The 11,727-nt window shown below is 61.6% G+C and carries 7 protein-coding genes; 6 read left to right on the forward strand and 1 reads right to left on the reverse strand.

What is annotated here, in order from left to right:
- Window positions 1–3 precede the first annotated feature (3 nt).
- The 6 genes from NPS56_RS26140 to NPS56_RS26165 all read left to right on the forward strand — a co-directional run bounded on the left by NPS56_RS26140 (window position 4) and on the right by NPS56_RS26165 (window position 9,413).
- Window positions 4–327: a DUF2934 domain-containing protein gene (locus NPS56_RS26140; RefSeq protein ID WP_274077314.1), complete on the forward strand. Its 324-nt coding sequence runs from the start codon at window positions 4–6 to the stop codon at window positions 325–327.
- Between the two features lie 114 nt (window positions 328–441).
- Window positions 442–2,601: a glycogen debranching protein GlgX gene (gene glgX / locus NPS56_RS26145; protein WP_274077315.1), complete on the forward strand. Its 2,160-nt coding sequence runs from the start codon at window positions 442–444 to the stop codon at window positions 2,599–2,601.
- A gap of 193 nt (window positions 2,602–2,794) precedes the next feature.
- Complete coding sequence (locus tag NPS56_RS26150) at window positions 2,795–3,550, forward strand: PIG-L deacetylase family protein (RefSeq protein WP_274077316.1); 756 nt, start codon at window positions 2,795–2,797, stop codon at window positions 3,548–3,550.
- Between the two features lie 741 nt (window positions 3,551–4,291).
- On the forward strand, window positions 4,292–5,092 hold the full coding sequence (locus tag NPS56_RS26155) for an endonuclease/exonuclease/phosphatase family protein (RefSeq protein ID WP_274077317.1): 801 nt from the start codon (window positions 4,292–4,294) through the stop codon (window positions 5,090–5,092).
- A 228-nt stretch (window positions 5,093–5,320) separates the two neighbouring features.
- Complete coding sequence (locus NPS56_RS26160) at window positions 5,321–8,035, forward strand: autotransporter outer membrane beta-barrel domain-containing protein (protein WP_274077318.1); 2,715 nt, start codon at window positions 5,321–5,323, stop codon at window positions 8,033–8,035.
- A gap of 310 nt (window positions 8,036–8,345) precedes the next feature.
- Window positions 8,346–9,413, forward strand: coding sequence for an autotransporter domain-containing protein (locus NPS56_RS26165; protein ID WP_274077319.1), 1,068 nt, complete (start codon window positions 8,346–8,348; stop codon window positions 9,411–9,413).
- A 79-nt stretch (window positions 9,414–9,492) separates the two neighbouring features.
- On the opposite strand, the gene glgB is transcribed toward NPS56_RS26165, so the two are convergent.
- The gene (gene glgB / locus NPS56_RS26170; RefSeq protein WP_274077320.1) at window positions 9,493–11,727 is read right to left on the reverse strand and encodes a 1,4-alpha-glucan branching protein GlgB; all 2,235 of its coding nucleotides are present in this window, start codon (window positions 11,725–11,727) and stop codon (window positions 9,493–9,495) included.

Consider the following 11,727-nt stretch of genomic DNA (forward strand, 5'->3'; position numbering starts at 1 on the left):
GCGATGAGTACCGACGATAAGCGTATCCGCGAGTTTGCCTATCAGATCTGGGAGTCTGAAGGCAAACCCGAGGGCCAGGAAGCACGGCACTGGGAGATGGCGCGCAAACTCGCCGAAGCCGAAAAACTGGCGCCGAAAAAGCCGGCAAAAGCCCCGGCAAGCAAGCCCGCCGTGAGCAAAGAGGGCGATGCCAAGCTCAATGGCAAGGCTGCAGCACCAAAACCCAAGGCTAAGGCCAAGCCGGCTGCTGCCTCTGCGGTGATACCACCTGGGGAAAAGGCCGCCGAGAAAAAGCCCCGTGCGGCGCGAAAACCGCCAGCGGTCTAAGCTTCTGCCGTTGCATTGAATCATTGCGTGGCGAGCCCGCTCGCCACCGAGGGGTGTGCTCGCCCGCGAAATAAATACTGAGCCCCGCTACTGTCCGCTGTTGCTGGAGCAAATATGTCCCGTCCGAAGAAAGAAACGCCGCCTCCCCGTGCCGAACCCTCGCGCATCCGTGAAGGCCTGCCCTTTCCACTCGGTGCGACCTGGGATGGCCTGGGGGTCAATTTCGCGTTGTTCTCGGCCAACGCCACCCGGGTCGAACTGTGCATTTTCGATGATGCCGGCGAAGTCGAACTCGAACGCATCGAGCTGCCGGAATACACCGACGAGATCTACCACGGCTATTTGCCCGACGCCCATCCGGGGCTGATCTACGGTTACCGCGTGTACGGCCCGTACGACCCGGCCAACGGCCATCGCTTCAACCCCAACAAGTTGTTGATCGACCCCTACGCCAAACAACTGATCGGCCGCCTGAAATGGTCCGAGGCCTTGTTCGGCTACACCATTGGCCACCCGGACCGCGACCTCAGTTTCGACGAACGCGACAGCGCGCCCTTCGTGCCCAAATGCAAGGTGATCGATCCGGCGCACACCTGGGGCCACGATCACCGGGTCAGCGTGCCCTGGGACAAGACGATCATCTATGAAACCCACGTGCGCGGCTTCAGCATGCGTCACCCCGCCGTCCCCGAAAACGTGCGCGGGACCTTCGCCGGGCTGATGGTCGACGAAGTGCTGGAGCACATCCGTAAACTGGGCGTGTCGAGTGTCGAACTGCTGCCGATCCACGCCTTCGTCAACGACCAGCACCTGCTGCACAAAGGCATGACCAATTATTGGGGCTACAACAGCATTGCTTTCTTCGCCCCCGACCCGCGCTACCTGGCCAGCGGCAAGATCGCCGAGTTCAAGGAGATGGTCGCGCACCTGCACGAAGCCAACCTGGAAGTGATCCTCGACGTGGTCTACAACCACACTGCCGAGGGCAACGAACAGGGTCCGACCCTGTCCATGCGCGGCATCGACAACGCCTCCTACTACCGCTTGAAGCCTGACGACAAGCGCTTCTACATCAACGACTCCGGCACCGGCAACACCCTTGACCTGAGCCACCCGTGCGTGTTGCAGATGGTCACCGACTCCCTGCGCTACTGGGCCTCGGAGATGCATGTGGATGGCTTTCGCTTCGACCTGGCGACCATCCTCGGGCGTTATCACGACGGCTTCGACGAGCGCCACAGTTTCCTCGTGGCCTGCCGCCAGGACCCGGTCCTGCGTCAGGTCAAGCTGATCTCCGAGCCCTGGGATTGCGGGCCCGGCGGGTATCAGGTTGGACGCTTCCCGCCGGGCTGGGTGGAATGGAACGACAAGTTTCGCGACACCGTGCGCGCCTTCTGGAAAGGCGACGATGGCCAGCTGGCGGACTTCGCCAGCCGCATGACCGCGTCCGGCGAGATGTTCAACCAGCGCGGCCGGCGGCCCTATTCATCGCTGAACTTCATCACCGCCCACGACGGTTTCACCCTCAATGACCTGGTGTCGTACAACGACAAGCACAATGAGGCCAACGACGAGGACAACCAGGACGGCAGCAACAACAACCTGTCCTGGAACCATGGCGTCGAAGGCCCCACCGACGACCCGGAAATCAACGCCCTGCGCCAGCGCCAGATGCGCAATTTCTTTGCCACCTTGCTGCTGGCCCAGGGTACGCCGATGCTGGTGGCCGGCGATGAATTCGCCCGCACCCAGGAAGGCAACAACAACGCCTATTGCCAGGACAGCGAAATCGGCTGGGTCAACTGGGACCTGAGCGAAGACGGCAAGGCCCTGCTCAAGTTCGTCAAGCGCCTGATCAAATTGCGCCTGACCTATCCGATCCTGCGCCGCGGGCGCTTCCTGGTGGGCAATTACAACGAGGACATCGGCGTCAAGGATGTCACCTGGCTCGCACCGGATGGCAGCGAAATGACCACCGAGCACTGGCACGATGCGCATAATCGCTGCCTCGGCATGTTGCTCGACGGCCGCGCCCAGGAAACCGGGATTCGCCGCAAAGGGGCGGACGCCACGCTGTTGCTGGTGGTCAACGCCCATCACGACATCGTCAACTTCCTCCTGCCGGAGGTGCCCGATGGCAGTTTCTGGACCTGCCTGATCGACACCAACCAACCGTCCATACGCGGCCAGGAACGCTTCGACTTCGGTCGCGAGTACTCGGTCACCGGGCGTTCGTTGCTGTTATTCGAACTGCAACGGGAGGAAGAGGAGTAAAAACAGCCGGCGCGCCGGAAAAATTGTTTCTTGCGAGCACATCCGGGGCGACGAATACCGCTACATGAGCAATACTCGATGCGCGGCTGTCCAGGGTCCGGAGCGCCGCGCTTCGCTATCAACCCGCCCTCACGGCTGCTGCCGCACTTGCGTCGCGCACGCCTGAAGGCGAATGTAACAAGGACGTAACGCCATGAAATCCGTGTCCATCAGTGACAGCTGTGCCGAGCAAATCTGGAACAGCGCCCCGCAACTGGCCAATATCCCGGTCATCGGTACCCAATCCCTTCTCCCTCCCGGCGCCCGCGCAGTGGTGATCGCCCCCCACCCCGGCGACGAAGTGCTGACCTGCGGCGGTCTGCTGCAGTTGCTCGCCGCCACGGGACACCCCTTGCAACTGATCTCGGTGACCGACGGCAGCGCCAGTCATCAAGGCTCCCAGCAATGGTCGGAAAAGCGCCTGAGCGTGTTCCGCTCCCAGGAAAGCGTCGAGGCCCTGCGCCGGCTCGGATTGCCGATGCACAGCCTGAAATGGATTCGCGGCGGTTTCACCGACAACTCCCTGGCCGAGCATGAACAGGCGCTCACGCAATTCATCGCCCGTTATCTGCGTCCGGGCGATGTGGTGTTCAGCACCTGGTGCGATGACGGCACCAGCGACCATGACGCCGTCGGCCGCGCCAGCGCCAATGCGGCCACCATCGCGGGCGCCGTCTTCACTGAAATACCTGTCTGGGCATGGCACTGGCCAAACCGCGATAGCGCCTTGATCCCCTGGCATCGGGCGCGCAAAGTGCGCCTGGACACCTGGACGGTGGCGCGCAAGAGCCACGCTACCCATGCGTATGCCAGTCAGCTCGACGGAGAGCCGGCCATCGGGGTTGCCCCGCGGTTGCCGAGGGTGTTGCTGGAGCGGATGCGGTTGCCTTATGAGATTGTATTTGTCTGAATAGACCGAGTCGTCCTGACAGCCAAGCAATCTCCTGCAGATGTACGCCGATCAAACTGTAGGAGCTGGCTTGCCAGCGAAGGCGGCCTGACAGCCAAGCAATCTCCTGCAGATGTACGCCGATCAAACTGTAGGAGCTGGCTTGCCAGCGAAGGCGTCCTGACAGCCGAGCAATCTCCTGCAGATGTACGCCGATCAAACTGTAGGAGCTGGCTTGCCAGCGAAGGCGGCCTGACAGCCAAGCAATCTCCTGCAGATGTACGCCGATCAAACTGTAGGAGCTGGCTTGCCAGCGAAGGCGGCCTGACAGCCAAGCAATCTCCTGCAGATGTACGCCGATCATACTGTAGGAGCTGGCTTGCCAGCGAAGGCGGCCTGCCAGCCGAGCAATCTCCTGCAGATGTACGCCGATCAAACTGTAGGAGCTGGCTTGCCAGCGAAGGCGGCCTGCCAGCCGAGTAATCCCCTGCAGATGTACGCCGATCAAACTGTAGGAGCTGGCTTGCCAGCGAAGGCGGCCTGACAGCCGACCTCTTATGTGTTGACCAAAAAAAATCTGGACAACACCGTCACTCAGACAGTGTGCGTCATCGTTGACGACCATCGCTGGCAAGCCAGCTCCTACAGTTTGATCGGGGATAGCCGCGAAAACCAAGGAAATGGATAAGTACGCAAAAGAGCTGAACTGCACGCTGCCAGATCAGTCGCATACATAAGCAACCCGGATTCAGAGGAGTGAAAGTGAGCAGCGACTCTAATCGCCAGACCCTTGGCTCAATACCGTTGGACAACCCCCCGGTCATCCATCGACTGCGCGTGCTGACGGTCAACACCCACAAGGGATTTACCGCACTCAACCGGCGCTTCATCCTCCCGGAGTTGCGCGATGCGGTACGCAGCACCTCAGCCGACCTGGTGTTCCTGCAGGAAGTCGTCGGTGAACATGAGCGCCATTCTTCGCGGTACAACAACTGGCCGCAAATGTCGCAGTACGAGTTCCTGGCCGACAGCATGTGGAGCGACTTCGCCTACGGACGCAATGCGGTCTACCCCGACGGTCACCACGGCAATGCGCTGCTGTCCAAATACCCGATCCGCGAATACCGCAACCTCGACGTTTCCATTACCGGGCCCGAGCGCCGTGGCCTGTTGCATTGCGTGCTGGACGTGCCGGGGCACGCCGAGGTCCATGCGATCTGCGTGCACCTGAGCCTGCTGGAGAGTCATCGCCAGTTGCAGCTGCAGTTGCTCTGCCAATTGCTCGAATCCTTGCCCGATGAGGCGCCCGTGATCATCGCCGGCGACTTCAACGATTGGCAGTTGCAGGGCAACGCCGCCCTCTCCCGTCGCGACTACTTGCACGAAGCCTTCGAACGCCACCATGGCCGTCCTGCAAAGACCTACCCAGCCCGATTCCCGTTGCTGCGCCTGGACCGGATCTACCTGCGCAACGCCAGCAGCCATGAGCCGAAGATCCTCAGCCACAAGCCCTGGACGCACCTGTCAGATCACCTGCCATTGGCGGTCGAAGTACATCTGTGATGCGTCTGAACTGATCTCTACCTGTCATTTGTGACAGTAGATGCCCCAAAAAACACCTGCTACGGTGCTCCCGTCCGTTTCGAACGAATCGTGCGGACAGGCCCCGTAGCCGTCGTTGCCCGAAAGGTTTTGCCTTCCTGATGATGTCTCGCAACTCGCGCTGCCGATGCACCTGTTGTCTTGCCCTGCTGGCAAGACACGGGTGCCGATTCCTACGCGGAGACGAGCATGAAGCTTTGCAAAGAACTGCCCAACTACCGTTACAGCGCCTGTGCCATTTCCATCTGGCTCTGCATGGGCTGGTCACTGCCCGCTAACGCGGCTTGTAACCTCACCCCCTCCCCCGGCAACGACAACTTCGTCTGCGACAGCGGCAACAGCGGGCCGCTGACTGACCTTGCCGGTAACAACAGCCTGAGTTTTCCCGCCAATGGCAGCGGCTCGATCACAGGTAATGTGACCTTCGGCGCCGGCAACGACACCCTCGGCATGAATTCCGGCGTCATCACCGGGATCGTCAATCAGGGCGACGGTAGCGACACGTTCAACATCAGTGCCGGCCAGGTCACCGGGGCGGTGAACCAGGGTAATGGCGTCGATACCTTTGTCATGAGCGGCGGGACCCTCCAGTCGCTGGCCCAGGGCGACAGTCGCGACTTTTTCGAGATGAGCGCAGGCACCATCACGGGCGCCTTCGAAGACGGCGACACCGCCAGGATGACCGGCGGCAGCATCGGCCGGGTCGACATGAAGCTCGATAACAATCTGTTCGACATGTCTGGCGGGCAGATCCTCGGCAATCTGGTCACCGGGTTCGGGACTGACACCATCATCGTTTCCGGTGGACGGATTGGCGGCAACATCAGTGTCAGCGGTGGCAACGACAGCATTACGGTGACCGGCGGCGAAATCGTCGGCGAGATCCGTACCAGCGTGGGCGATGACACATTGACCTGGGAAGGCGGCGGGATCATCCGCTCGGCGATCCTGATGGGAGATGGCAATGACCAGGCAACCCTGCGCAATCTCAATGACACCATCCTGGCCCAGACGCCGACCATAGATGGAGGCAACGGCAGCGACCTGCTGACCTTCGATAACACCACGTCCAGCGGCGCTGCGCGTTACACCAACTGGGAAACCGTCAACCTGGACAAAGGCTCGCGGTTCGACTTCGACGGCAACTTCGTCCTGGGTGACAGCGACACTGGCAGCGGCGTGTTCAACATCGACAGTAGCAGTGTCGTGACTTCGACCCAGGGCAGCCTCACCCCGTTTACCGCGGGTCAGCGTGCGACGCTGAACAACGCCGGGGTCATCGACCTGAGCAGCGGCAATAGCCGCACCAGCGACACCCTGACGGTACAGGGCAACTATGCGGGCAACGGCGGCCAGTTGTGGGTACAAAGCGTCCTGGGCGATGACAGTTCCCCCAGTGACAAACTGGTGGTCAAAGACGGCACCTTGACCGGCACCACCTCGATTACCGTCAACAACCTGGGTGGCACGGGTGCGGCAACCCTGCAAAACGGCATTCAGGTTGTCCAGGCCCAGGGAACGGCCATCAGCGACAGTGGCGCCTTTACGCTAAAAACCCCGTTATCGGCCGGCGCTTTCGATTACCAACTGTTCAAGGGCGGCGTCACCGCTGGCAGCGAAAACAGTTGGTTCCTGCGCTCATCCGTAGTGGCCGCGCCAGTGGTCGAGGTGCCGAATCCGAACCCCGCCTTGCCACCGATTCTGGTTCCACCGCTTGTGGTCCCCAACCCGGATCCTGCCTTGCCACCGATCCTGGTAGCACCGGTCGCAGTGCCCAACCCGGATCCCACCTTGCCACCGATTCTGGTTGCACCGGTCTCGGTGCCTAACCCCAATCCTGCCTTGCCACCGATTCCGGTACCCCCGGACGCGGCGCCGCTCGCGACGCCGGTAGCGGCCGTCGGCTCGCCGCCATTGCCGGTCCCTGAACCCGGTGCAGCGCCCATTCCCCTGTACCGTCAGGAAGTCCCGGTCTGGTCCGTATTGCCACCGGCGGCCGCGCAGCTGGCCCTGACGGCGCTCGGCACCTTCCATGATCGACAGGGTGACCAACGACTGCTCAACGAAACCGGTGCCTTTGGTGCGGGCTGGGGTCGGGCCTACGGGAAAAACTTCGACCAGACCTGGGCCGGTACCGTCACGCCACGGCTCGACGGCTCGCTGAACGGGTTCCAGGTGGGCAACGATCTGTTCGCTTCGCAAACGTCCAACGGGCAAACCCAGCGCACTGGTTTTTTCGTCGGTCACAGTCGCTTGCAGGGTGATGTCGACGGTTTCAACCAGGGTTTCCATGACCAGCGCGCTGGCAAGGTCGAGTTGCAAGGCGACAGCCTCGGGCTCTACTGGACCCTGATCGACCCCAAGGGCTGGTATGTCGATACCGTGGCCATGTACACCTGGCTCAACGGCGACAGCCACTCCGACCGTGGTCTGAAAATCGACAACGACGGCCACGCCACGACCCTCTCGGTCGAGGCCGGCTACCCCTTTGCAGTGGCAGACAATTGGGTGCTCGAACCTCAGGCACAGGTCATCCATCAGCAGGTTAAGCTGAAGAGTCAGGACGACGGTATTTCCAGGGTGTCGTTCGATTCCGACCCGGCCTGGACCGGCCGCCTCGGCGCCCGGCTCAAGGGGAGCTACGAAGTTGCCGGCCTGCCGCTGGAACCTTACCTGCGCGCCAACCTGTGGCACACAATGTCGGGAACGGACACCGTGACATTCGGCGACAGCACCGAGATCAAGACCGAACAACGCACCTCATCGGCCGATCTGGGCATCGGTGCCATCCTCACCCTTGCGCCCGCTGTGAGCCTGTATGCCAATGCCGATTACAGCAGCAATATCGACAGCAACCCACTGCGTGGAATGAGCGGTAACGTGGGAGTCAGGGTGAGTTGGTAAGCCTCGAAAACGGCTCTAGCTCGCGAGTTTTTTGACGTTTCAACCAATAAACAAGAACTTAGGGAGGCGTCGTAAATCAGTCACTTATATGATCTGAAATACCCCTACCATTTATCGGCCATTTTCTTGACGCAATGGCAGGGGTCTTCTTGACTTCACGGTACTACCCCGGAATCACCATCAGGACCAACCGCCGCCACCCGTGAAAACGGGCAGGCGTCGGCTTGCCCTAATTCCTTCGGTCGCCCCTCACTCGGGGTAGGAGAGACGCCAGAGCGAGATACCGCATGCGATTGCAAGGTAGACCTCCATGAAGACTTCATTCACCCCACAAGAGATCCGCGTCAGTATTTGCACCGTTTCCAGTACCCTGCTGTTGTGTTCGTCGATGGAAGTGCAAGCCTCCCCCGCCGAGGAAGAAACGACCCCCTGGTATCGCCAGGATATCCCCGTGCTCACCTTGCCCGCACTCGCCAGCTCCTATCCCGGCCATTTCAGCCCGATTGCCGATACCCGAAGTTCCAGCCTGACCGTCGAAGACGCCGCGCCCGGTGCCTGGGATCAACTCTATGGCCAGGCCTCGCGCCAGGCACAAACCGATGCCCTGGCCCAGGGTTTTTCCATCCCCGGCTCCGGCGAACATAAAAGCCCGGCCCTTGTGACCCTGCGAAGCAATAGCGGTCATACACAACGGGTCGGCCTGATCGGCGGGACTGCAGAGTTCCACGGCACCGGCAACGGCTTGATGACCAATCGCGCGCAATCGGACCCGCGCAACGACACCCTCAACCTGCAGGGGCAGAGCCTCGGCGCCTACTACAGCCTGACCGGCCCACAGGGCTGGCACGTCGATCTGTCGGCCAGCGGTGGTCGGGTCAACGGTTACAGCCGCAATGAACAAGGCGCCCGACAAATTACCGAAGGTAGCGCGGTAACGCTCTCGGTCGAAGGCGGGTTCCCGATCGGCATCAGTGAGAACTGGGTGGTCGAACCCCAGGCGCAATTGATCAATCAGCGCATCACCCTGGATACGCCCTATGCCGGTTCCGGCAACGCCTCCTCCAGCGACCTCTCCTCGTGGAGCGGCCGGGTCGGTGCCAAGTTGAAAGGTAGCTACGACATCAACGGCCTGCCCATTGAACCCTATGTGCGCACCAACTTGTGGCACACGGTGTACACCGGCAATACCGTTTCCCTCGACCAGGTCGACAAGATCAGCAGCAGCCGCAACTCCTCGACGGTCGAACTGGGCTTGGGTCTGGTCGCCAGAATGACACCCACCGTGAGCCTGTACGTCAGCGCCGACTACAGCAGTGATGTGGATGACAATGATTTGAACGGGCTGATTGGCAGCCTCGGGGTAAGGATGCGTTGGTGAGGGAAACTGCCGGTACTCAGCAGTTCCCAACGCAGGCGCTTCGCGGGCACGTCGTATCGCCCGCGAAGACGGCGCCTGATCAGCCTTGCGGGCGCAACATCAACACCGCCAACGGCGGCAGATTCAACGCCAGTGACAATGCTTGCCCATGGCTCGGTGTTGCCTCGGCCGTTGCCCCGCCACTGTTGCCATAGTTGGACCCGGCATAGATCGACGAATCGCTGTTGAACACCTCGCTCCACTGCCCGGCAAACGGCACGCCGACGCGATAGGCCTCGCGCGGCACCGGCGTGAAGTTGGCCACCACCAGAATCGGCTGGCCGTCCTTGCTCCAGCGCATCCAGGCGTAGACGCTGTTGATCGCATCGTCGCCGATCAGCCACTGGAAGCCCTGCGGCACGTCGTCCTGCTCGTGCAGCGCCGGCTCTTCGCGATACAGCCGGTTGAGGTCGCTCACCAGCTTCTGCACGCCTTTGTGCTCGGAGTACTGCAACAGATACCAATCAAGCTGCTGGTCGTGGTTCCACTCGCGCCATTGGCCGAACTCGCAGCCCATGAACAGCAGTTTCTTGCCCGGATGGGTCCACATGAAGCTCAGGTAGGCCCGCAGGTTGGCGAATTTCTGCCAACGGTCGCCGGGCATCTTGTCGATCAGCGAGTGTTTGCCGTGCACCACTTCATCGTGGGAGATCGGCAGGATGAAACGCTCCGACCAGGCGTACACCAGGCCAAAGCTCAGTTCGTTGTGGTGATGGGCGCGGTACACCGGATCTTGCTGGATGTAATGCAGCGAATCGTGCATCCAGCCCATGTTCCACTTGTAGGCAAAACCCAGGCCGCCCTGTTGCGTGCCCTGGCTGACACCCGGCCAGGCCGTGGACTCTTCGGCGATCACCAGCGCCCCGGGGGCTTCAAGCGCCACGACGTCGTTGAGGTGACGCAGGAAGTCGATGGCCTCGAGATTCTCTCGGCCGCCATGGCGATTAGGCACCCACTCGCCGGCCTTGCGCGAGTAGTCGCGGTACAGCATCGACGCCACCGCATCGACCCGCAGGCCATCGACGTGGAAATGCTTGAGCCAGTGCAACGCCGACGCCAGCATGTAGCCGTGCACTTCGGTGCGGCCGAGGTTGTAGATCAGGGTGTCCCAGTCCTGGTGAAAACCTTCCTGGGGGTTGCCGTATTCGTACAGCGCGGTGCCGTCGAACTGGGCCAGGCCATGGGTGTCGGTGGGGAAATGCGCCGGCACCCAGTCGAGGATCACGCCGATGCCCGCCAGGTGGCAGGCATTGACGAAGGCGGCGAATTCGTCGCCGGTGCCGTAGCGGGCGCTGGTGGCGAATTGCGAAAGCAGTTGATAGCCCCAGGAACCGCCGAACGGGTGTTCCATGATCGGCATCAGCTCGATGTGGGTAAAGCCCAGTTCTTTCACGTACGGAATCAGGCGCTCGCCCAGCTCCGGCCAGGTGTACTGGCGGGCGACTTCGCCCAGGTCATCCAGCTCGCATTGCCAGGAACCGGCGTGCAGTTCGTAGATCGACAACGGCGCCGTCGGTCGTTGACGCTCGCCGCGGGACGCCATCCAGTCCTGATCCTGCCAGTCGATCTTCAACGGCGGGGCGACTTTCGAGGCGGTGTCCGGTGGCAGGCTGGTGGCCAGCGCCATGGGATCGGCCTTGAGGGGCAGGATCCCGTCCTTGCCGAGGATTTCGTATTTGTAGGCCTCCCCTGCTTGCAGGCGTGGAATGAACAGCTCCCAGACACCGGTGGGGTGGCGCAGGCGCATCGGATGACGACGACCGTCCCAGCCGTTGAAGTCCCCCACCACCGACACCCTCCTGGCGTTCGGTGCCCACACGGCGAAGCGCACGCCATCGACGCCATCCACGGTCTTCAACTGGGCGCCCAGGGCGCTGCTCAGATCGCGGTGGTTACCTTCGGCGAACAAATACAAATCCATCTCGCCCAGCAGCGGGCCAAAACTGTAGGGGTCTTCGGCAATCTGCTCGCCACCGGCCCAGCGGGTTCGCAACAGATACGGCTGTGCCCGTTGGAAATGACCGGCGAACAGCCCGGGGGTCTGTGTCGCTTCAAGGTTGCCCAGTTCTTCTCCGGACTCCTTGTCCACCACCTGTACGCTCAAGGCGCCCGGCAGATAGGCCCGGATGAATTGTCCGCCGGCGCCATCGCCGTGGGGACCGAGAATGGCAAAGGGATCGCGATGCTCGGCGCGCACCAGCGCATCGATATCCCGCGCTTTGGGTAGCAGCGCTTCACTGTGATGATGACCCGTTTCCTTGTTCGAGAAACTCAT

It is taken from the genome of Pseudomonas putida, from assembly GCF_028682635.1.
GTDB classification, from domain to species: Bacteria; Pseudomonadota; Gammaproteobacteria; order Pseudomonadales; family Pseudomonadaceae; genus Aquipseudomonas; species Aquipseudomonas putida_AE.